This window comes from Macrococcoides goetzii, assembly GCF_002742385.2.
GTDB lineage: Bacteria > Bacillota > Bacilli > Staphylococcales > Staphylococcaceae > Macrococcoides > Macrococcoides goetzii.
In genome coordinates, this window is the sequence record NZ_MJBI02000015.1 from 1 (window position 1) to 21,388 (window position 21,388).

19 protein-coding genes and 1 pseudogene are annotated in these 21,388 nt (G+C 36.6%); 5 read left to right on the top strand and 15 right to left on the bottom strand.

The features are described from left to right. Positions 1–304: 304 nt before the first annotated feature. Together BFS35_RS13315 and tadA are read right to left on the bottom strand one after the other, a co-directional pair. On the bottom strand, positions 305–1,171 hold the full coding sequence (locus BFS35_RS13315; RefSeq protein WP_099577417.1) for a Cof-type HAD-IIB family hydrolase: 867 nt from the start codon (positions 1,169–1,171) through the stop codon (positions 305–307). A gap of 54 nt (positions 1,172–1,225) precedes the next feature. Beyond that, a complete protein-coding gene (gene tadA, locus BFS35_RS13320) occupies positions 1,226–1,720 on the bottom strand; it encodes a tRNA adenosine(34) deaminase TadA (RefSeq protein ID WP_275068235.1) in 495 nt (164 codons plus the stop codon). A gap of 73 nt (positions 1,721–1,793) precedes the next feature. Here tadA and BFS35_RS13325 point away from each other — a divergent pair, with 73 nt between their 5' ends. Continuing rightward, complete coding sequence (locus tag BFS35_RS13325) at positions 1,794–2,414, top strand: deoxynucleoside kinase (protein WP_099577413.1); 621 nt, start codon at positions 1,794–1,796, stop codon at positions 2,412–2,414. Next, positions 2,395–3,051 (top strand): deoxynucleoside kinase, encoded by a 657-nt coding sequence (locus BFS35_RS13330; RefSeq protein WP_099577411.1) that lies wholly within the window; start codon positions 2,395–2,397, stop codon positions 3,049–3,051. The genes BFS35_RS13325 and BFS35_RS13330 overlap by 20 nt, the downstream gene beginning before the upstream one ends. A 48-nt stretch (positions 3,052–3,099) precedes the next feature. Here BFS35_RS13330 and BFS35_RS13335 read toward each other — a convergent pair whose 3' ends face one another. The 5 genes from BFS35_RS13335 to BFS35_RS13355 form a co-directional block, all read right to left on the bottom strand. Beyond that, positions 3,100–3,792, bottom strand: a complete 693-nt coding sequence (locus BFS35_RS13335; RefSeq protein WP_099577409.1) for an HAD family hydrolase — start codon at positions 3,790–3,792, stop codon at positions 3,100–3,102. Positions 3,793–3,883: 91 nt separating this feature from the next. Next, positions 3,884–4,918 (bottom strand): PTS sugar transporter subunit IIC, encoded by a 1,035-nt coding sequence (locus BFS35_RS13340; RefSeq protein ID WP_240628450.1) that lies wholly within the window; start codon positions 4,916–4,918, stop codon positions 3,884–3,886. A gap of 91 nt (positions 4,919–5,009) precedes the next feature. Further along, the gene (locus tag BFS35_RS13345) at positions 5,010–6,080 is read right to left on the bottom strand and encodes a branched-chain amino acid aminotransferase (RefSeq protein ID WP_099577405.1); all 1,071 of its coding nucleotides are present in this window, start codon (positions 6,078–6,080) and stop codon (positions 5,010–5,012) included. Positions 6,081–6,274: 194 nt separating this feature from the next. Further along, positions 6,275–7,228: an NAD-dependent epimerase/dehydratase family protein gene (locus BFS35_RS13350; protein WP_099577403.1), complete on the bottom strand. Its 954-nt coding sequence runs from the start codon at positions 7,226–7,228 to the stop codon at positions 6,275–6,277. A 177-nt stretch (positions 7,229–7,405) separates the two neighbouring features. Further along, complete coding sequence (locus BFS35_RS13355) at positions 7,406–8,596, bottom strand: glycine C-acetyltransferase (protein ID WP_099577401.1); 1,191 nt, start codon at positions 8,594–8,596, stop codon at positions 7,406–7,408. Positions 8,597–8,744: 148 nt separating this feature from the next. Here BFS35_RS13355 and BFS35_RS13360 point away from each other — a divergent pair, with 148 nt between their 5' ends. Genes BFS35_RS13360 through BFS35_RS13370 form a run of 3 tightly spaced genes read left to right on the top strand, consistent with a single transcriptional unit; the run spans position 8,745 to position 12,265 of the window. Continuing rightward, the gene (locus BFS35_RS13360) at positions 8,745–9,929 is read left to right on the top strand and encodes an amidohydrolase (RefSeq protein WP_240628452.1); all 1,185 of its coding nucleotides are present in this window, start codon (positions 8,745–8,747) and stop codon (positions 9,927–9,929) included. Further along, positions 9,914–11,086, top strand: coding sequence for an amidohydrolase (locus tag BFS35_RS13365; RefSeq protein ID WP_099577397.1), 1,173 nt, complete (start codon positions 9,914–9,916; stop codon positions 11,084–11,086). The genes BFS35_RS13360 and BFS35_RS13365 overlap by 16 nt, the downstream gene beginning before the upstream one ends. Then, a complete protein-coding gene (locus BFS35_RS13370; protein WP_099577396.1) occupies positions 11,087–12,265 on the top strand; it encodes an amidohydrolase in 1,179 nt (392 codons plus the stop codon). It abuts the gene before it with no gap. Between the two features lie 64 nt (positions 12,266–12,329). On the opposite strand, the gene tuf is transcribed toward BFS35_RS13370, so the two are convergent. The 8 genes and pseudogenes from tuf to BFS35_RS13410 form a co-directional block, all read right to left on the bottom strand. Continuing rightward, on the bottom strand, positions 12,330–13,517 hold the full coding sequence (gene tuf, locus BFS35_RS13375) for an elongation factor Tu (RefSeq protein ID WP_099577394.1): 1,188 nt from the start codon (positions 13,515–13,517) through the stop codon (positions 12,330–12,332). A gap of 148 nt (positions 13,518–13,665) precedes the next feature. Continuing rightward, on the bottom strand, positions 13,666–15,747 hold the full coding sequence (gene fusA, locus BFS35_RS13380) for an elongation factor G (RefSeq protein WP_099577392.1): 2,082 nt from the start codon (positions 15,745–15,747) through the stop codon (positions 13,666–13,668). Positions 15,748–15,851: 104 nt separating this feature from the next. Next, positions 15,852–16,322, bottom strand: coding sequence for a 30S ribosomal protein S7 (gene rpsG / locus BFS35_RS13385; RefSeq protein ID WP_096077875.1), 471 nt, complete (start codon positions 16,320–16,322; stop codon positions 15,852–15,854). Between the two features lie 114 nt (positions 16,323–16,436). Further along, positions 16,437–16,859: a 30S ribosomal protein S12 gene (gene rpsL, locus BFS35_RS13390; protein ID WP_099577390.1), complete on the bottom strand. Its 423-nt coding sequence runs from the start codon at positions 16,857–16,859 to the stop codon at positions 16,437–16,439. Between the two features lie 86 nt (positions 16,860–16,945). Beyond that, positions 16,946–17,203 (bottom strand): ribosomal L7Ae/L30e/S12e/Gadd45 family protein, encoded by a 258-nt coding sequence (locus tag BFS35_RS13395; protein ID WP_099577388.1) that lies wholly within the window; start codon positions 17,201–17,203, stop codon positions 16,946–16,948. 96 nt (positions 17,204–17,299) lie between these two features. After that, positions 17,300–18,925, bottom strand: a complete 1,626-nt coding sequence (locus BFS35_RS13400) for an ABC transporter substrate-binding protein (protein ID WP_099577386.1) — start codon at positions 18,923–18,925, stop codon at positions 17,300–17,302. Continuing rightward, positions 18,925–20,466, bottom strand: coding sequence for an ABC transporter substrate-binding protein (locus BFS35_RS13405; RefSeq protein ID WP_099577384.1), 1,542 nt, complete (start codon positions 20,464–20,466; stop codon positions 18,925–18,927). Before BFS35_RS13405 ends, BFS35_RS13400 begins: the two co-directional genes overlap by 1 nt. A gap of 22 nt (positions 20,467–20,488) precedes the next feature. Further along, positions 20,489–21,388, bottom strand: a pseudogene (locus BFS35_RS13410) (hypothetical protein); the annotation flags it as partial.

Sequence of the window (21,388 nt, forward strand, 5' to 3'; positions counted from 1 at the left end):
ATTATAGAGATAATTGCGTCCTTTTTATATCCAAAAAATCAAAAAACGGGCTGAAGAAAAGATTTGTATCTTTTCATCAGTCCGTTTTATTATAGAACCCTTTTTATTTGGATATGACAATAAACCTATTTCGTCTTGTCCGATATATCACTTATATCGGACTTGTTTTCACTCATCATCGATGATTCTAGTGCGTCTTGTCCGATATATCACTTATATCGGACTTGTTTTCACTCATCATCGATGATTCTAGTGCGTCTTGTCCGATATACCACTTATATCGGACTTGTTTTCATATGTGTGTCTAAACTTCTCCATTCATCACTTGCATAATTGCACGTCCGACACCGCTGTCTTCATTAGATCCTGCCATGTAGCGCGCTACTGCTTTTACTTCATCTGTACCGTTTTCCATTGCAAATGAATACTTCGCTTTCTCAATCATCGAAATATCATTTAAATTATCACCAATCGCCATCACTTGATCCATCGTGATATTTAATTGTTCACACAACGCCTCTAATGCAATACCTTTTTGTGCATCATTATGTGTGATTTCAATGTTACCACGAGATGAAGCAGATACTGCTAAATGTTTAAACTGGGCAAGTTCCGCTTTAGCTGTATCAATTTTGTCTAAATCACTAGAGAAGGCTAAGAATTTCATCACAATCTCACCCTCACGTTCGTATACTTCCTGATAATTTGAGACTTCTTTCAGTGATCCATTATCAATTCGTTTCTGAATAGCGTTACGTATTTTTTCTACATCGGGTGTATGTCCCATCTTCTCTGCGATATCCAGATAAATTTGTAAGTCTTTCCCTTTATCTTCCGTATAAATACGTGCACTTGTGTATACCTGATAATACAAATTATACTTATCTAATATCGAAGTAACATCTTTAATCTGCTGATCGCTTAATTTCGAAGTATGTCTAATATTGAATTCCTCATCACGCACTTCTGCACCATTCAAACAAATGAATGGTACTTTTAATCCTGTCGGTTTAATAGGTGTATTCGCTTCATAGAATGCACGTCCTGTAGCGATAACCACTGTCACACCTTTTGATTGTGCATATTCAATTGCCTTAATATTTTCTTCAGATACTTCATGTGCGCTGTTTAATAATGTTCCATCCATATCGGTTGCAATTAGTTTAATCATGGGTTCATCTCCTCATTTGAATACATTCAGTTTAACAAATTTTTTAAGGGATATCTAAAATAACCCACTATTGAGTTTGTTTCGTTTTTCGAGTAACTTTTTCTGTCTTAAGTTTCTAAAAAAATCTTTCAGTAAGTTACTACATTCTTCGTGACATATACCACTTATTACCGTTGCCCGATGATTAAATTCAGGTTGGTTAAGTAAGTTCATCAGACTGCCACTGCAGCCCCCTTTTTCATCATGTGCCCCGTAAACAACGATTGGGATACGACTCATTACGATAGCGCCACTACACATTACACATGGTTCGAGCGTTACATACAAAGTACACTCCTCTAAGCGCCACGAGCCTAAATGTTCACTTGCTGCCTGAATTGCTTTCATCTCCGCATGATGAATCGGATTTTGTTCGGACTCCCGTGTATTAAATCCTCTACCGATAATTTCACCGTGATGGACTAGTACAGCACCAATCGGTACTTCATCAATTGCTAAAGCTTTATGCGCTTCTTCAATTGCAATTTTCATATAAACTTCATGATTCAAATTATCGTCCACCTTCATAATTTTTGTGTTACAATACTATATACTATTTTATTCTACATTAGAGGAGATTATTATGACACCTTTATATATTGCAATTGAAGGCCCTATCGGTGTCGGCAAAAGTTCATTAACTACTTTACTTTCCAAACATCTAGGCGTTCCTGCGATGTACGAAATCGTAGAAGAGAATCCTTTTCTTTCAGACTTTTATGCTGACATTGAAAAGTGGAGCTTTCAGACCGAGATGTTTTTCTTATGCCATCGTTATAAAGAGTTAAGTGAGTTAAGTAAAGATACAGCTGTAGTCAGCGATTATCACATTCTAAAGAATAAAGTGTTTGCAAAAAATACTTTGAACGATATTGAATATGATAAATTTATCCGTATCTATGATATTCTAACTGAAGATATTAGAGAGCCTGATGCAACGATATTCTTAACTGCAGAACTTGATACTTTAAAGACACGTATCGCTAAACGTGCACGAGACTTCGAACAGATTATTGAAGATGATTATCTGATTAAGTTAACCGAAGATTATAAAAATGTATACGAATCTATGAAAGATAGTGATACAACTTTACTCATCGATACGACACATCTTGACTTTGTAAATAATCCACAAGATTTCGAACAAATATTACAGCGCATTACCGCGAGAATTGGAGAACACAATGTACCAAATACCAAATGATGCAATTATTACTATCGCTGGCACAGTAGGTGTCGGTAAGTCTTCTTTAACAAGAGCTTTAGCTGAAAAATTAAACTTTAAAACGTCTTTTGAAAAAGTTGATAATAATCCTTATCTTGAAAAATTCTATGCTGACTTTGATCGCTGGAGCTTCCATCTGCAAATCTACTTTTTAGCTGAACGTTTCAAAGAACAGAAACGTATGTTTGAGTATGGTGGTGGATTTATTCAGGACCGTTCTATTTACGAAGACGTTGATATCTTCGCTAAAATGCATGAAGAGGGCGGTACGATGACAGCAGAAGACTTCAAAACGTATTATGAATTATATGAAGCCATGGTGATGACGCCATACTTCCCTAAACCCGACTGTTTAATCTATTTAGAGTGTGACTATGAATCTGTGATTAATCGTATCACTGAGCGTGGACGTCAAATGGAAATTGAAACTGATGAAGCTTACTGGCGCGCCTTATTTGCGCGTTATGAAAAGTGGATTGATGGTTTCAACGCCTGTCCAGTCGTACGTGTCAATATTAATGAATATGATGTGTATGACGATATCGATTCACTGGATCCTGTTATTCAGAAAATCGCAAAAGTCATTGAAACGCATAGAGCTATGCATCAAAGATAAATAAAAAGATGGTACGGTAAAAATTTACCGTACCATCTTTTTATTGTTTTATAACTCAAGTTTATCAATCATCTCAGCTACACTACCTAGGACGACGTGTGCATTACGCAAATCCTGTTGATCGCCTGACCCTGATAATACCCCAACGATTTTACTTACTTCACCATTCTGGCCAAGTTCTACATCCATCTCAGTATCTCCCACCATCATTGTTTCTTCTTTAGTCACATTTAAGTCATCCATGATCAGCTGTAATAATTCTTTTTGTGGCTTATGATAATCCGATGAATCACTCGTAATAATCTTATCAAAATATTCACGAATACTATACTTATCGATAAATAAATCCATCGATGCTGTATCATCCGCTGATACGATAGCAAGCAGATAACCTTTATCATGTAAAGATTTCAATATGTCCTGAACACCTTCAATAATTTCGATGTCTTCTGCTTCATTGTCAGACGTTGCATGCTCAATCTTTTTAAGTAACCAGCTTGCCATTGCATCACCATTCGGTAATTTTTCCAAACTTGAAACGATTGCCTTTGTTGTTTTTGCACCAATCAATTTATCGATATGATCATCGACAATACCGAAAGCATCCTTTATTTCAGATTTAGGTACATGTATATCCGTACGCGCTGAAAATTCATTGATCAAGTCATCCGCTAACTTTACTATCGGATGTCCTAATTTCATTAAGGTTCCGTCTTTATCAAATACGATTAATTTCGTCATAATCTTTTTCTACTCCTTAACTTCGCTTTTAATATTTTTATACCCGCTTCACATAAAAATATCTCACTCTAATTTGAGTGAGATATTTTATTTATTTGATTTCTAAAGCTAAGTCCCCTGCTTTCACATGGTTGAAACGTCGCGCAACACCGTAGTGTAATACATAGGTAACTACAAGCGGAAGTAAGACGCCCGCAATCATAAATTGCGTAAATGGTACTACCCCTTGATCATTTAAGATCTGCATCGGTGCGATAAATCCGCATAAGCCGATACCACCAATTTCATATGGTACGCCTAGCTTAAACCATAGAATCGCAACCGGTCCGCTGATTGCAGCTGCTACAAGAGGTGCTACCATAATTTTAGGATTGTTTACAATGTTCGGGAACTGAACTTTAGGTGTACAAACGAGTTGTGCCAAGAAACCACCCAAATCATTATCCTTTAACCCCATCGCTGTGTAACCTACGAATTGTGCTGAAATACCGACTAGCGCTGCCGCAGAAGATGCCGGGTCAAGTTGTAAAACGATAACCAGCGCTGCTGAAGATGCTGGTGTCATTACAATAACTGCAAATACGAGCGCGATCACTACAGATGAGATAAGTGGTTGTCCTTCTACAGATTGAGCGATCGATTTCGAAATAACGACTAATGCTGGTTCCACAACACGTGCTAGATAATAGCCTACTACACTACCTACAAGCACTGCAGACGTTGGCACTGCCATCATATCAAGTATTGTCTTTCCGGTTACTTTCTTACCAACATAAGTTGCTACAATGCCACCGATAATTGCACCGATTGGAAGTCCCGTCTGGATTGTAAATACTCCATTCACTTCTTTCAGTGCATTACCGCCAATCGTTGCAGCAACCATCGCAGAAACTAATGTAATCCCATTTGCGCCTAAACTATAAGCAATAGCTCCTCCGAGTGCCGGCGCTAAAATTAACATCGAAATCGTGCCGAAAAAAACTAATAAATCAATATGTAATAAACCACCTAATGACTTTAATAGCATGCCTACCCCAAGAGATACAAAGATACCGGCTGAGATACCTTGTGCCCCTTTTTCAAATCGATCTTTAAAATATGCATTTTTACTCATCTCATGTTCCATAATTATCCACTCCCATTTTAGTTTTTACATAATATGACCTTCTTTATCGTTACAAATATGAATATCCATAGTTGACCACTCTCCTCAATGTTTATTCTACTGAAATACACCATCCAAAAGGATCTTCTTTCGAACCATTTTGAATACTTGTATACGCATTATAAAGTTCTTCAGTAATCTTACCGGTATTGCCATCGCCAATCGTTAATACTTCTTCTTTATATTTAATCTCGCCAACCGGTGAGATAACAACTGCTGTTCCTGCACCAAATACTTCCGTTAAACTACCATTCTTTGCACTATCCACAACTTCCTGAATGCCAATGCGACGCTCTTCCACTTCATAACCTAGATGCTCGGCAAGCTCTAAAATCGACTTACGTGTAATACCTGGTAAAATACTACCATTCAGTTCAGGTGTTACAAGTTTGTTGTTGATAACAAAGAATATATTCATGCTCCCTACTTCTTCAATATAAGCCTGTTCTACACCGTCCAGCCATAACACTTGGTCGTAACCTAATTTTTCAGCTCTAGACTGTGCAATTAAACTTGCAGCATAGTTTCCTGCTGCTTTCGCAAATCCTACACCACCTCTAACCGCTCTAACATATTCATCTTCAACATAGATTTTTGTTGGTGATAATTGTCCACCACCGTAATATGCACCTACCGGAGATAAAAGAATCAAAAATTTATAGCTGATGGCTGGTCGTACACCTAAGAAAGGTTCATTCGCAAATATAATCGGTCTAATATATAAAGACTGACCCGCACCACCTGGAATCCATTCTTCTTCCAGTGTAACAAGCTGTTTAAGTGCTTGTACCATTTCTTCAACATCTATTTGAGGCATCTCTAATCGTTCACACGATTTATTCATTCGTTTAAAATTTTGATCGGGGCGAAATAACTGAACGCCGTCTTTAGTCTTATAAGCCTTCAACCCTTCAAAGACGGCCTGACCATAATGAAGCACTTGCGAAGCAGGGCTCATGGAGATTTCCTGATAAGGGATGATTTTTTTATTATGCCAACCTTCTTCTTGTGAGTAATCCATTGAAAACATATAATCTGTAAAAAATCGACCAAATCCCAAATTTTCAGGATCAGGCTTTTGCTGTTTATGCATTCGTTCTTCCACTTCAAATACTGCTACCATTTCATTCAATCCTTTCAAAATTTATTATTAATGTCACTTAGTATAGCAACTCTAAATTTGTTTTTCAATAAGTTTTTAGAAAATTCTAATTCTTTTACACAATTAAAGCGCTTACATTTATTAAATCAAAAAAATCCGAAGAAATTCGCAGTAATTACTACGTATTTCTTCGGATGATTTATAAGATTTATCGATTATTTGTTTTCTTTTAATTTAATTGCTTCTAACATCTCTTTCGTCATTGCATCTAAATCAAACTTAGGTTCAAATCCCCATTGTTGCTTCGCTTCAGTTGCATCGATTGAGTTTGGCCAGCTTTGTGCAATACCTTCACGTACTGGATCTACATCATAATCAAGTTTGAAGTCTGGCATTACTTTACGAATGCTTGCAGCGATCATTTCTGGATCTACACTCATTGCTGTAACGTTAAATGCGTTACGGTCTTTTAAGTTTTCAGCAGGCGCTTCCATTAACTTGATGATTGCATCAATCGCATCATCCATAAACATCATATCCATGAATGTACCTTTGTTAATGTAAGAAGTGTATTTACCTTCACGAATCGCTTTGAAGTAAATTTCTACTGCATAGTCAGTTGTACCGCCACCTGGTTCTTTAACGTGTGAGATAAGACCAGGGAAACGTACACCACGTGTATCTACGCCGAAACGGTGGAAGTAATAGTCACATAATAACTCACCAGAAACTTTGTTTACACCGTACATTGTTGTAGGACGTTGAATTGTAACTTGAGGTGTGTTGTCTGCTGGTGTGCTTGGTCCAAATGCACCGATTGAAGATGGTGTAAAGAATTGCATGTTATACTTACGTGCAACTTCTAATGCATTCAATAATCCACCCATATTTAAGTTCCATGCAAATACCGGATTTTTCTCAGCAGTAGCTGATAATAATGCAGCCATATGCATTAAAGTATCAGCTTTAAAGTCTGCAGCTAATTTGTCCATACGTTCAGCATCTGTTACATCTAACTCTTCGAAAGGACCTTCTAAAACTTTTGCGCCTTCTTCCGGACGACGTAAGTCTGTAGCTAGTACATTGTCTACACCATAAATTTCACGTAATTTAAGCGTTAATTCAGTTCCGATTTGACCTAATGCACCAGTAATCATAATTCTTTTCATGTTTATACCCCTTTATGCACATTTGTATTTCTGAAAAATACAAATGTAATGATTTTTAATTATTTGCACATTCATTCTATAATAAAAACGGTTACATGTCCATTAGGGAGATACATAAAAAGAGTGGGAATTTCCCACTCTTTTGTGATTTGTTCATATTATTTTAAGATTTACAAATTATTTAATGATATTTAACGCTTTACCGACGCGTTCATAAATTGCTAAAGCATCGTCTAACATTTCTTTAGTATGCGCAGCAGTTGGCATATTACGTACACGTCCTGTACCTTTTGGCACTGTTGGGAAGACGATAGATTTAGCATATACGCCTTCTTCCATTAAACGTTTAGAGAATTCTTGAGTTGTTTTCTCATCACCGATAATACATGGAGTAATCGGTGTTTCTGAATGACCGATATCGAAACCTAATTTTTTAAGACCGTCTTTTAAATAGTTACCATTTTCCCATAACTTATCATGTAATTCAGTAGATTCCATTAAAATATCAATTGCTTCAGTTATCGCACGCGTATCTGATGGTGCTAATGAAGTAGAGAATAAAAATGGACGTGAAGCAACTTTTAACCAGTCGATTAAATCTTGTGTTCCAGCTACATATCCGCCAACAACACCGATTGCTTTTGATAAAGTACCGATTTGGAAATCAATCTTATCCTGAAGACCGAAATGTTTCACTGTTCCTGCACCTTTACCCATTACACCACTACCATGTGCATCATCAACATAAGTGATTAAACCGAATTCTTCAGCGATTTCAACGATTTCTGGTAATTTTGCAACGTCTCCATCCATAGAGAATACACCATCAGTAATATACATTACTTTTTTGTAAAGACCAGATTCAACCGCTTCTTTTGCTTTCGCACGTAAATCGTCCATATCTGAGTGATTTACACGGATGATCTTCGCTTTAGATAAACGACATCCGTCGATGATAGACGCATGGTTTAATTCATCTGAAAGAATTGCATCTTCTTTATTCATAACTGCACTAATTGCTGCCATATTACAGTTAAATCCTGATTGGTATGCAATTGCAGCTTCAGTACCTTTAAATTCTGCTAATTTTTCTTCTAATTGAACGTGTAAATCTAATGTACCATTAATTGTACGTACTGCACCTGCACCCACACCGTGTGAGTCTACAGCTTCTTTAGCGACTTTCTTCATGCGATCATTTGTAGCTAAACCTAAGTAGTTATTAGAAGAAAGGTTGATTAATTCTTTACCTTTAATTTTAATGATTGGACCGTTTGCGCCTTCAACAACATTAATTTCATTGTATAGACCATTGTCTTTTAAATAATTTAAATTCTCAGTTAAGAACTGTTGTAATACTTTAGACATTTTAAGCACCCCTTGAATGTAATTTTCATTTACATCATATCATAAGTTATAACGAACTGCTATTGAATAAGTAAACGGTTTCGTCCATATTAAGAAGTTTAAATATTCTAATTTCTCTGTTACACTAATAACATTATACTGCAGAGGAGTGAGCCACTTGGATATCCAGCAGCTCGTACAAAATGAAACAGAGCAACTTATAAAAGACCGCAGATTTTTACATATGCATCCAGAACTATCTTTTGAAGAAACAAATACTTATGCATTTATTCTTGAGCAGTTACAGCAGCTCAAACATTTCTCGATTAGAGAGCGTGTCGGTGAGAAAGGATTAGTGGCAACCATTTCAAATGGTAGTGGTGCTTCAATCGCTTTACGTGCTGACTTCGATGCACTGCCGATTCAGGATCAAAAAGACGTCCCGTATAAATCACAAAACGATGGTGTTATGCATGCCTGTGGTCACGACGGTCATACTTCTATTCTGCTAGGAGTTGCGCGTATATTAGATAACCACTTCGACAATATTAATGGAACCATCGTTTTACTTTTCCAATTTGCTGAAGAACTTGCTCCAGGTGGCGCAGAACCAATGACCAATGATGGTGCCCTCGAAGGCGTGGATAGAGTTTACGGCAACCATCTATGGTCACCTTTTGAACATGGGGCGATACATTGTAAATATGATGCGATGCTGGCTAGTCCGGATATGTTCGATATCACAATACAAGGAAAAGGCGGACACGGTGCGCATCCTGATACAGCAATAGATGCGATTGTGGCGATGGCAACATTTATTACAAATATACAGACTATCGTTTCCAGAAATGTGCCCCCAACAAGTGAAGCCGTACTTACTATCGGGAAAGTTGTTGCTGGTAATGCATTTAATATTATAAGCGATAAAGCTTTTTGTACCGGGACAGTGAGAACATTCGATCCTGAAATAAAAACGCTGATAAAAACAGCGATGGAAAATGAATTAAAAGGACTATCGATTGCAAAAGGATTAACATACACATTAGATTATATCGACGGTTATCCTGCTGTTATCAACCAGAATGATTGTGTGGATGTTATTAAACGTGCTTCAGAACGTGCCGGGTTACCCTATAATGAAATGGAACAAGTGATGATTGGTGAAGATTTCTCATACTATTTACAGCATAAACCAGGTGCGTTTTTCTTTACCGCTGCTGGTAATAAAGAACGTGGCATAACTGCGCCTCACCATCACCCTTTATTTGATTTTGATGAATCTGCAATGAATGATGCTGCAAAGTTATTTTTAAATATTTTATTAGAAGAAGGTGTCCTATGTTTAAACAAATAGAGAAGTATTATGACGAACTTGTTGCATTACGTCGTCATTTTCATATGAATCCTGAACTATCATTTCAGGAAACGGAAACGCCCCAGTTTATCGCTGATTACTTATCTGATTTAGGCATTGAAGTCGAAACCGGTGTAGGTGGACGCGGTGTCGTAGGACGATTAATTAAAAATCCTGATTTACCTACACTTGCTATTCGTGCTGATTTCGATGCATTACCTATTCAAGATGAAAAAGAAGTGCCATATAAATCACAAGTTCCAGGTGTTATGCATGCTTGTGGTCATGACGCACATACAGCGGTTCTACTTATTACAGCGAAAATTCTATCAGAAAACTTTGATAAACTGAACGGAAATTTAGTATTCATTCATCAGCATGCTGAAGAGGTTGATCCTGGTGGTGCAATACAAATGATAGCAGACAATTGTTTAAGTGGTGTAGACGCTATTATCGGACAACATGTATCAAGTTCTTTAGATGTAGGTAAGATTGGTTATAAATACGGTACAGCTACAGGTATCCCTGATGATTTCTGGATTACGATTCAAGGCAAAGGTGGGCATGCTGCACATCCAGATACGACGATTGATCCAGTAGCAGCAACAATACGCTTATGTAATGATCTTCAGTATATTGTTTCACGTAAAACAAATCCAACGACTCCTGCAGTGCTATCTATTACACAATTAGAAGCAGGTGATCAGAACAACGTTATCCCAGATACAGCAAAGATAGCTGGGACAATAAGAACATTTAATGCAGAAACACAAAATTTAATGTATAAAGAACTGAAGAAGTGTCTAGAAGGACTCGTAACAACAATGGGAATCACTTATGAATTAAAATATTTAAAAGGATATCCTCCAGTTGTAAATACTACTAACGAAACAGACTTAATTGTTAGTGCTGCTCGCAAAATAGAGAGCGTAGAAGAACTTGTTGAACTTGAGCCTTCTCTAGGTGGAGAAGATTTTTCTTATTACTTACAACGCGTTCCAGGTTCATTTTTCTATACTGGTACACGCAACGAGAACTTTAAAGCAGATTTTCCTCATCATCATCCAAAGTTTGATATTGATGAAAGAGGGATGTTGAATGCAGTAAAAGTATTCTTACAAGCTACTGCTGATTACTTTGAACAAGGGGGACTGTAGATGGCATGGTATAAAGCAGTAACTCAATATAAAGAAGAGCTGATTGAAATAAGAAGATATTTACATATGCATCCGGAACTCTCTTTTCATGAGACAGAGACAGCTGAGTATATCGCAAATTATTTAACAGCACTTGATATTCCGGTAACGCGTAATGTCGGAGGTAATGGATTATATGGTGTGATAGAAGGTAAATTACCTGGTCCAACAGTATTACTTCGTGCTGATTTTGATGCATTACCTATTCAGGATTTGAAAGACGTACCTTATAAATCAAAAGTACCGGGTGCGATGCATGCTTGTGGACATGATGGTCATACAGCAATGCTGCTGATTGCTGCTAAAATCATTAAAGCACATCAAAGTGAACTTAAAGGCACAGTCATTTTTTGTCATCAACATGCTGAGGAAGTTTTACCAGGTGGTGCTAAATCAATGATTGAAGCAGGAGTTTTAGATGGAGTAGACTATGTTTTTGGAACGCACACTTCAAGCAACCTGCAAAGTAATGCAGTGAGTTTTATTACCGGTCCCTCATATGGATTCGCCGATGCATTTACAATTGATATACACGGATTAGGTGGACATGGTGCGGCACCACATACGACACACGATGCGATCATTGCAGCTAGCTACTTAATCACACAATTACAAACTGTTGTCTCTCGTAGCATCGATCCAATTAAAACAGGAGTATTAACGATTGGTGAATTTAATAGCGGCAATGCTTTTAATGTTATTGCAGAAACTGCGCATTTAAGTGGTACATTGCGCACGTATGATAAATCGATTAAAGCTGTAATGATAGAAAGAATAAATGAGATAATCGAAGGTATTGAAAAGAGCTTTAATGTTAAAATTACATTAAACTACACAGACGGTTATCCTGCATTAATCAATAGTGAAAAAGAAACGTTATGGCTAAAAAATTTAAGTGAAGATATTTCAGAAATTGATGAAGTATTAGAAGGAACACCATCTCTTGGTGGTGAAGATTTTGCTTACTTTCTTCAGGAAAGACCAGGATGTTATTTCAACACTGGGGTTAGAAATGAAACAATACAAGCTGATTTTCCACATCATCATCCAAAATTTGATATGGACGAAAATGGATTATTAAATGGTGTTAGAGTTTTTGTTAATTTAGTAGAACATATGAATACACTAGTAAAAGAGTAGTGAAAATATAAAAATAAAACCCACGAGGCGTCCCTCGTGGGTTTTAAAAATCACAAAAGTGATATTATTTTTCGATTACAGATACAACGCCTGATCCTACAGTACGTCCACCTTCACGAATTGAGAAACGAGTTCCGTCTTCAATCGCGATTGGAGAAATTAATTCAACGCTCATTTCAACGTTGTCTCCAGGCATAACCATTTCAGTACCTTCTGGTAAGTTAACTACACCAGTTACGTCAGTTGTACGGAAGTAGAACTGTGGGCGGTAGTTAGTGAAGAATGGAGTATGACGTCCACCCTCTTCTTTTGATAATACGTAAACTTCAGCTTTGAATTTAGTATGTGGAGTGATAGTTCCTGGTTTAGCTAATACTTGTCCACGTTGAACATCGTCACGTGAAACCCCACGTAATAATGCACCAATGTTGTCACCAGCTTCAGCGTAATCTAATAATTTACGGAACATTTCAACACCAGTTACAGTTGTTTTAGATGGCTCTTCAGTTAAACCGATGATTTCAACTTCTTCACCAACTTTAACTTGTCCACGTTCAACACGTCCTGTAGCTACTGTACCACGACCAGTGATTGAGAATACGTCCTCAACTGGCATCATGAATGGTTTTTCAGAATCACGTTCTGGAGTTGGGATGTACTCATCAACTGCATTCATTAATTCCATGATTTTTTCTTCGTATTTTTCTTCGCCTTCTAATGCTTTTAAAGCAGATCCAGCGATTACTGGAATGTCGTCTCCAGGGAAATCGTATTCAGATAATAAGTCACGAACTTCCATTTCAACTAATTCTAATAATTCTTCATCGTCAACCATGTCAACTTTGTTTAAGAATACTACTAATGCAGGTACACCTACGTTACGTGATAAAAGAATGTGTTCACGAGTTTGAGGCATTGGACCGTCAGCAGCAGATACTACTAAGATACCACCGTCCATTTGAGCAGCACCAGTGATCATGTTTTTAACATAGTCAGCGTGTCCTGGGCAGTCAACGTGAGCGTAGTGACGTTTTTCAGTTTCATACTCGATGTGTGAAGTATTGATTGTGATACCACGTTCTTTTTCTTCAGGTGCGTTATCGATTTGGTCGTAAGAACGAGCTTCCCCACCTAATTTTTTTGATAATACAGTTGCAATTGCAGCTGTTAAAGTTGTTTTACCGTGGTCAACGTGACCGATAGTACCAATATTGGCATGTGTTTTCGAGCGATCAAATTTTTCTTTAGCCATTTCGAAATCTCTCCTTAAGTTTAAGTTAATTTTTTAATATTACTCATGAGGGATTCTCACCCTCATGAGGAAATACATATCTCATTTATAAATCATTTAGTCTTAAATTGCAATATATTGAACTGTGCACCGTTCAAGTATTTACAGATTATTGACCTTTGTTTTTCTTGATGATTTCTTCTGATACTGATTTTGGTACTTCTTCATAGTGATCGAACACCATTGAGTAAGTTCCGCGACCTTGTGTATTAGAACGTAAGTTTGTTGCATAACCGAACATTTCAGCAAGAGGTACAAATGCACGAACAACTTGTGCGTTACCACGAGCTTCCATACCTTCTACGCGTCCACGACGACTTGTAACGTCACCCATAATATCACCCATGTACTCTTCAGGCATTACGATTTCTACCTTCATCATAGGTTCTAAAATTACAGGATCACATTTTTTAGCAGCTTCTTTTAATGCTAATGAAGCAGCTACTTTGAAGGCCATCTCAGATGAATCGACATCATGGTATGAACCATCAAATAATTTAGCCTTAACATCGATTAATGGATATCCAGCTAATACACCGTTTTCCATTGCATCTTTAAGACCTGCTTCAACTGAAGGAATATATTCACGAGGAACTACTCCACCGACGATAGCGTTTTCGAATTCGAAGCCAGCTCCAACTTCGTTAGGTGAGAATTCGATATGAACGTCACCGTATTGTCCACGACCACCTGATTGACGTGAGAATTTACCTTGAACTGCAGCAGATGTTTTGAACGTTTCACGGTAAGATACCATTGGCGCACCAACTGTTGCTTCAACTTTAAATTCACGTTTCATACGGTCTACAAGGATATCTAAGTGAAGCTCACCCATACCACCGATGATAACTTGTCCTGTTTCAGGATCTGTATGTGCATGGAATGTTGGATCTTCTTCTTGTAATTTAACTAATGCGTTAGTCATTTTATCTTGGTCAGCTTTTGATTTAGGCTCAACAGATAAGTGAATAACTGGTTCTGGGAATTCCATAGATTCTAAGATAACTTGGTTCTTTTCATCACATAAAGTGTCCCCAGTTGTTGTATCTTTTAAACCTACTGCAGCAGCGATATCTCCAGCGTAAACTTCAGAGATTTCTTCACGTGAGTTAGCATGCATCTGTAAGATACGTCCTACACGTTCACGTTTACCTTTAGTAGCGTTTTGTACGTATGAACCTGATTGTAAAGTACCAGAGTACACACGGAAGAATGTTAATTTACCTACGAATGGGTCAGTCATAACTTTGAATGCTAAAGCAGCAAATGGCTCAGAATCATCTGGTTTAGCGATGATTTCAGCATCTTTATCGTCAACTTCGTGACCTACGATTGGTTTAACATCTAATGGTGATGGTAAGTATGCAATTGCAGCATCTAACATTAATTGAACACCTTTGTTTTTGAATGCTGTACCAGCTAATACTGGGAAGAATTCAACATCACAAGTAGCTTGACGGATAGCAGCTTTCAATTCTTCAACTGAAATCTCTTCTCCACCTAAGTATTTGTCCATTAAATCTTCGTTAACATCCGCAACAGCTTCAATTAATTGTTCGCGCATTGCTTCTGCATCTGCTAAGTATTCTTCAGGAACGTCAGATACTTCAATGTCAGTACCTAAATCATTTGTATAAGTGTGTAGTTTCATTTCAACTAAATCTACGATTGCGTTGAATTGATCTTCAGCACCGATTGGCATTTGAATTGGGTGTGCATTTGCTTGTAATCTGTCGTGTAAAGTACCTACAGAATATTTGAAGTCCGCACCAGTTTTATCCATCTTGTTGATGAATACGATACGAGGAACTCCGTATGTAGTAGCTTGACGCCATACAGTTTCAGTTTGTGGTTCAACACCTGATTGTGCATCAAGTACTGTTACCGCTCCATCAAGTACACGTAATGAACGTTCAACTTCTACAGTGAAGTCTACGTGTCCAGGTGTATCGATGATGTTGATACGCGTACCATTCCACTGAGCTGTTGTTGCAGCTGAAGTGATTGTGATACCACGTTCTTGTTCTTGTTCCATCCAGTCCATTTGTGAAGCACCTTCATGTGTTTCACCAATTTTATGGATACGACCAGTATAATAAAGAATACGTTCAGTAGTAGTCGTTTTACCAGCATCGATGTGAGCCATGATACCGATATTACGAGTGTTGCTCAAAGAGAATTCTCTTGTCATGGGTATTCTTTCTCCTTCCAGGATTGGTTTATTTTAAGAAAGTAGCCCTCAAGTAAATTGAAGACAGCAAGCTGTATACAATTACTAAAGGGTTAACTTTTATCTTACCAACGGTAATGAGCAAATGCTTTGTTTGCTTCAGCCATTTTGTGTGTATCTTCGCGTTTCTTAACAGCACCACCAGTGTTGTTAGCAGCATCTAAGATTTCGTTAGCTAAACGCTCTTCCATAGTTTTTTCACCACGAAGACGTGCGTAGTTTACTAACCAACGTAATCCTAAAGTTGTACGACGCTCAGCGCGTACTTCTACAGGTACTTGGTAGTTAGATCCCCCAACACGACGAGCTTTAACTTCTAATACAGGCATGATATTGTTGATCGCTTCTTCGAAAACTTCCATAGAATCACGACCAGAACGTTCTTGAACTAATTCAAAAGCGTTGTATAAAATCTTTTGAGCAGTACCACGTTTTCCATCGATCATAATTTTGTTGATTAATTTAGTAACTAATTTTGAATTATGAATTGGATCCGGTAATACGTCTCTTTTAGCAACAGGTCCTTTACGAGGCATATTAATATCCTCCTTCCTCAGTATATTTTTTTTATTTTTCGATGTCTAGTGAGAACACTACATTTACAAAAATGAAATATTCTCTAAACAGTAAGTGCATGATTTAAATTAAAATTATGCTTTTTTAGCTTTAGGTTTTTTAGCTCCGTATAAAGAACGTCCTTGCATACGGCCGTCAACACCTGAAGTATCTAATGCTCCACGTACGATATGGTAACGTACCCCCGGTAAATCTTTAACACGTCCTCCACGAATAAGTACTACACTATGTTCTTGTAAGTTGTGTCCGATACCAGGAATGTAAGCATTAACTTCAATATTATTTGATAAACGCACACGTGCATATTTACGTAACGCTGAGTTAGGTTTTTTAGGTGTCATAGTTCCTACACGAGTACATACACCACGTTTTTGTGGAGATGCTAAATCAGTAGCTTTTTTCTTATGACTGTTATAACCTTTGTTTAATGCAGGTGCAGTTGATTTTTTAATTTTTGAAGTTCTTGGCTTCTTAACTAATTGGTTAATAGTTGGCATTTTGAATGTCCTCCTCTCTTTTGTTTAATTCCACACATCCAGGTGGTTCATTTTTTAGGTAAAAAAAGATTTGTAAGAATACCGCCTTACAAAGCGGATTTCAAATGTGCAACAACAGTTGCTCTCACTTGAATGCCATATTGTTTACCCAGCGCGTCTTTAGACTTACTGAATTCAATAGGTAATTGCTTTTGGTATGCTAGTAATAGCACGGTAGTTAATAAGTGGATATTGGTATCGTACGCAATCTCAAGAGATGCTACACGATCCTTCTTAAGTGCTTTAACAGACTCCTTAAGTCCCACTACATATTGACTAGAGTGCATAACTTTTTCATTAGACATTGCAATCCTCCAAAGCTATTAAGTGCTACTCATCAACCTAAACAATACTATCATCATTTTAGGTATAAGTCAATTATATTTCAATATTTTTTTACTTTAATTACGTATTGCCTTCTTATCCAAAATAACATCAATATAATTCACGATGCCATAAGGTAATGCATCAATATTTTTCGTATAGGCATCAACATATATTTTTCTTCTAACTTTTCTTATCGGCAGATACAGTCTTTTTTGATTCAATCTTTTCAAATATTGATAACCCACATTGCTCGGTGCATCATTTTCTTTATGATCAAAATCATTCATAATCTTATAGCCTTCTGTCAATTGACCATACCATTCCTGAAATTTACACTGTCTCAATAGATCAATCGTTTTATAAGGTTGCAAACTATGATAATTTTCGTACATCCACACGAAATCAGCATCAATGGCCATTAAATTAGTATTGATATACTCCAGATAATCCATCTCAATAAATAACAATTGAATATCATCTTTAAGTAAACGTTGCTGCATGGCTTCAAAAAATACCTTAGTTTGACTATTTACAACTACTTTTAACGGGCGTAAAATTTGTTGTTTAGCATCTAATTTCTCAATTGTACTTACTGTTGTATTCAAAACATCTTTCTTACGCTCCGCTTCTACAAACTCTTCGATCGTCTCCATAAATATCTGACTGATATATTCACGCTGTTTAATCGATAAGTCTTTATGTGGATTAAACAATAGAAATTCTTCACCAATATTAATAAATACAACTTCATTGTTATCTTTTTTGTACGAATCAAAATGATTTTTCTCACTGCGTTTATTCAAATATTTAATTCTTTCAATATCTGGCAAATGTCCTCTATAAAACAAATTATAACGAATCGTTAAGCTATCTTCCGATAACTCATCCAACTGATATGGTCCACTTCCAATTAAAGTGTGTTCATCAATACGTCTGTATATCGCACTATATTTTTGTGAAAGTAAATATTTAAAATATTTTGGGCGCTCACTAAAATTAATAACAATATAAAAGTCGTTAATAATTTCAATATGTTCAATCTCAGAAAACAAGGCAGCAAACGGGCACTCTTCACTACCACAGTAACCAAGACTATCCTTTACATCTGCTGCTATTAATAAAGAGCCATCCGATAACTTTACCTGTCTTTTCAGATGAATATGCAATGCGTCATCTTTCCATTCATCGACACTCACTAAATTGCGTATAATCTTTCCGGTAGTAGAAACGCGATATAACGTTTCGTAAAATTGATGGCTTAGTTGCGCACCTAAATAATCATTGATATGTGCAGGATGTAAATTCTCTGGAATTTGATGTACCCATTCAATGAGCTCATTGCCATCCACAATTACCTCTTCATTAATTTTATCATCCACGATTTCCTGTAATTTCACAAATGCATTATGACGCCATGGTTGTTGTAACACTTTTTGCAAGTCCTTAACATTCATCGTGTCGATATTACGCTTAATATCTTCGATAATATCAGCCTGTACATCACGCTTGAACTCTATTTTTATCTTATTGCCTCGACCACGACCAGGCTTGTATTCAATCAGACCTTCTTCATCCCATGCTTTCAATAAACGACTTAATTGTTTCGTGGAGATTAACATTTTCTCTGCAATAATATCCAGTGTGAAGTCATCGATATGATTTATGTAATGTTCTAGTTCAATAATACGTTGATCAATCATTATTTCTCCTCTTCCACAGATATAATCGAATCGTATTTAACGACTCCAAAGTCAGTTACCTCATAATCTTTAAAACTATCCATCGTTAATACTTTTTTTCCGTAATAATCTAATATTACAATCAGACCATTTTGTATTAAAAACTGTTCATAATTATGCTCAGCATATTGCCAGTAATCTATCGATTTATGCTGATAAATATATTGCAGATACTCACTTTCCTTATAGTGCTTTATCCAGGTAGAGAACTTTTCACTCAGTAACAAGTTAAAATACTTTTGATGCATCGGTAAAGCTTCATTCATCATTACTACATCGACATCAAAACTCTCAAGTGGCTTGGCAATATAGTCTTCAATCGTAACTTCAATATATTCAAAAAATTTCACACATGCATTAAGCGTCTCAATCACTTTAGTTACCGTATCTCTCGACCCTTTAATACCTAACATTCTCAGCTTATCAATAAATACTTCGGGCTGCTCTTCTCCTAATATTATGTGCGCTAGACGTTTACGCTCTTCAAGTGTCATATGACAATTCGGATTAAATGTCAGGAAGTCCATACTATATCTGAGCTTCGTGTGTTCTTCTTTTAAATCTTTACGTTGTACAAAGTCCTGATACTGTTCTAAATCATTGATTAACCAAACATCTGTAATATCAGGAATTTTTGTCGAATAATATGGGTTCAGTTTCAACATTATAATTTCCGGTTTTAATGAGTGGACATAATATGGACCAGTATAAAGAATCTTGTTGTTTTTAATTTTATAGATACTTGCAAAATCCTGACTTAATATATATTTAATTAATTCACTTTTTTTACGCATCGATATCTTTAACTTAAAAGTATCTACCACTTCCACGCTTAAAACATCATTTAATCCAGGTAAATCAGCTTTCACTTCAATTAAATCAGTTAATACCTGAACAACATTATAGGCAAATAATAAATCACCATTTGAAAAATGTATATCTCTTTGCAGATGAATAATCAAATCATTGCCAATCCACTCATCAAAAATAACTAACGTCTTTGTGACTTCATTACCTTTTACGTTATATAATCTTTCTCCAACATTTGAAAGCACTGTAACTAATGCGATATCTAAAGGTTCTAATGGATGAATTCGCTCTGGTATACGATATAGATAATCAATGAAGTTAAACTGTTCCACAGAAAAATCACGACGGCTGTATAGTACTTCTTCAATACATAAACGTAATATACGCTTTGAATTTGCAGACATATCTAAAGCCATTATGGATTGTAATTGCTGCACATCGTAATCTTCTAAATTTCTAAATAAATGATTAATGAATTCTGCTTCAATATTTTTAAGAAAATCAATTTGTGTTGCATTACCACGACCAACACCACTGTTAAACAAAATAAAGCCATCTTCACTCCATTTATTCATTAAACGAGATAACTGCCTTGGTGAAATTTCAAGGAAATCCGAGACGGCATCACGTGAAAAATCGTTGTGTTGCATATATAAATAAAGCTTTAATAATTTTTCATCTACATCAACCATCTCAAATCTCCTTTCTCTTTATTTAAAAATTAAAACCACCAAGACCAGAAATAAATGTAGGTAACGCAGGGTCCGGAGTGTTTAAAGGCCCTTTAACTGTAGCGATAAGAAAATCATTCGTGTCTAAATCCAAATGATGATGATCTGTCGGTTTATCATTATTTGTTTTTGCAACTTCAATATCTTCTTTATCGTCATCATTAAGTTTTTGTTTATCATTGCTTTCTTCAGTATCTTTAGAATGATTTAAAGGATGATCTTTATCTACTAAAGAATGATTTAATGGTAACTCAATCGGACTTAATCCAATTAATATATCCAGTTCATCCTCACGACTTCTATTTTTCTCAGCATTATCTTTAATGAGTGGTTGATATGGATTGCGTAGTATACTTGCTAAATCATATTCATCATGATCAACATAAACAATACTGTTTGAGACATCTCCATTCGAAACTATACGCTCATTATCAGGCACGATTGTACCTGTCGGTTGATACGTTACATTAATATCTACTGAATCTGTAGCAAGAATATCAATATCGATACTAGGAATGTTGTGATCCTCAACATTAACATCATTATTGTCTGCAGGTGGTAAAACACCTGGACGATCAGGTAACTGTTCTGAGACAGAAGGTAATTCAGTTGTCGGTGTAATAATTACAATCGGACGTTCTGTTGTCGGTCTTTCTGTTGTTGGACGCTCTGTCATCGGTTTTTCCGTTTCCGGTGTTTCTGTTGTCGGTCTTTCCGTTTCTGGATCTTCCGTTGTTGGTTCCATCGTCGGTAACTCTGTCGTCGGAAGTACGACTGATGGTAATTCCGTTGTTGGTTCCATCGTCGGTAACTCTGTCGTCGGAAGTACGACTGATGGTAATTCCGTTGTTGGTTCCATCGTCGGTAACTCTGTCGTCGGAAG

Excerpts from the sequence above, each read along its gene's own strand:
- BFS35_RS13345 (WP_099577405.1), bottom strand. The coding sequence starts at position 6,080 with ATGGTAGCAGTATTTGAAGTGGAAGAACGAATGCATAAACAGCAAAAG.
- BFS35_RS13325 (WP_099577413.1), top strand. The coding sequence starts at position 1,794 with ATGACACCTTTATATATTGCAATTGAAGGCCCTATCGGTGTCGGCAAA.
- BFS35_RS13335 (WP_099577409.1), bottom strand. The coding sequence starts at position 3,792 with ATGACGAAATTAATCGTATTTGATAAAGACGGAACCTTAATGAAATTA.
- BFS35_RS13340 (WP_240628450.1), bottom strand. The coding sequence starts at position 4,918 with ATGGAACATGAGATGAGTAAAAATGCATATTTTAAAGATCGATTTGAA.
- fusA (WP_099577392.1), bottom strand. The coding sequence starts at position 15,747 with ATGACAAGAGAATTCTCTTTGAGCAACACTCGTAATATCGGTATCATG.
- tuf (WP_099577394.1), bottom strand. The coding sequence starts at position 13,517 with ATGGCTAAAGAAAAATTTGATCGCTCGAAAACACATGCCAATATTGGT.
- BFS35_RS13365 (WP_099577397.1), top strand. The coding sequence starts at position 9,914 with ATGTTTAAACAAATAGAGAAGTATTATGACGAACTTGTTGCATTACGT.
- BFS35_RS13400 (WP_099577386.1), bottom strand. The coding sequence starts at position 18,925 with ATGATTGATCAACGTATTATTGAACTAGAACATTACATAAATCATATC.
- BFS35_RS13370 (WP_099577396.1), top strand. The coding sequence starts at position 11,087 with ATGGCATGGTATAAAGCAGTAACTCAATATAAAGAAGAGCTGATTGAA.
- rpsG (WP_096077875.1), bottom strand. The coding sequence starts at position 16,322 with ATGCCTCGTAAAGGACCTGTTGCTAAAAGAGACGTATTACCGGATCCA.
- BFS35_RS13330 (WP_099577411.1), top strand. The coding sequence starts at position 2,395 with ATGTACCAAATACCAAATGATGCAATTATTACTATCGCTGGCACAGTA.
- BFS35_RS13315 (WP_099577417.1), bottom strand. The coding sequence starts at position 1,171 with ATGATTAAACTAATTGCAACCGATATGGATGGAACATTATTAAACAGC.
- BFS35_RS13350 (WP_099577403.1), bottom strand. The coding sequence starts at position 7,228 with ATGAAAAGAATTATGATTACTGGTGCATTAGGTCAAATCGGAACTGAA.
- BFS35_RS13395 (WP_099577388.1), bottom strand. The coding sequence starts at position 17,203 with ATGTCTAATGAAAAAGTTATGCACTCTAGTCAATATGTAGTGGGACTT.
- BFS35_RS13405 (WP_099577384.1), bottom strand. The coding sequence starts at position 20,466 with ATGGTTGATGTAGATGAAAAATTATTAAAGCTTTATTTATATATGCAA.
- rpsL (WP_099577390.1), bottom strand. The coding sequence starts at position 16,859 with ATGCCAACTATTAACCAATTAGTTAAGAAGCCAAGAACTTCAAAAATT.
- BFS35_RS13355 (WP_099577401.1), bottom strand. The coding sequence starts at position 8,596 with ATGTCTAAAGTATTACAACAGTTCTTAACTGAGAATTTAAATTATTTA.